The organism is Streptomyces xylophagus, assembly GCF_000716435.1.
GTDB lineage: Bacteria > Actinomycetota > Actinomycetes > Streptomycetales > Streptomycetaceae > Streptomyces > Streptomyces xylophagus.
This window is the reverse complement of sequence record NZ_JNWO01000144.1, coordinates 1-441: the sequence shown is the minus strand read 5'-3', so window position 1 is coordinate 441 and position 441 is coordinate 1. Positions and strand designations below refer to the sequence as shown.

General features: G+C 66.0%; 1 protein-coding gene. It reads left to right on the top strand.

The features are described 5' to 3' along the window. Nucleotides 1-40 precede the first annotated feature (40 nt). Nucleotides 41-441: hypothetical protein (locus OO70_RS50700; protein ID WP_043688414.1), on the top strand; the 401-nt coding region annotated here is incomplete at its 3' end.

Here is a 441-nt window from a genome sequence, read left to right as displayed (position 1 = left end):
GAACGCGGGGCAGGCTCCGTACTCTTCGATCCAGCGCCTTGTGCTGATCGGTCAGAAGACCGCTGCGGGCTCCGCCGTCGCCGACGAACCGCTGCTCGTCACCCAGAACGAAGACGCGTTCTTCGGTACCGGCTCGATGCTGGCGGCGATGTATAAGATCGCCCGCGCGAATGCTCCGCTTCAGGAGATTTGGGCGATCCCGCTGGCAGACGCCACGGGCGGCGCGACCGCCGCGACTGGTAGCGTGACGGTCTCGACCGCCCCGACTTCTTCGGTCAGCATCGTGCTCTACATCGGCGGTTACCGCATCTCCGTGCCGGTCAACGCGCTGATGACCTCGGCGAACTGTGCCACCGCAATCGCTGCGGCGATCAACGCGTGCCCCGGTATCGTCGTGTCCGCTGCGGTCGACGGCACCACCGCGTCGAAGGTGAACATCAC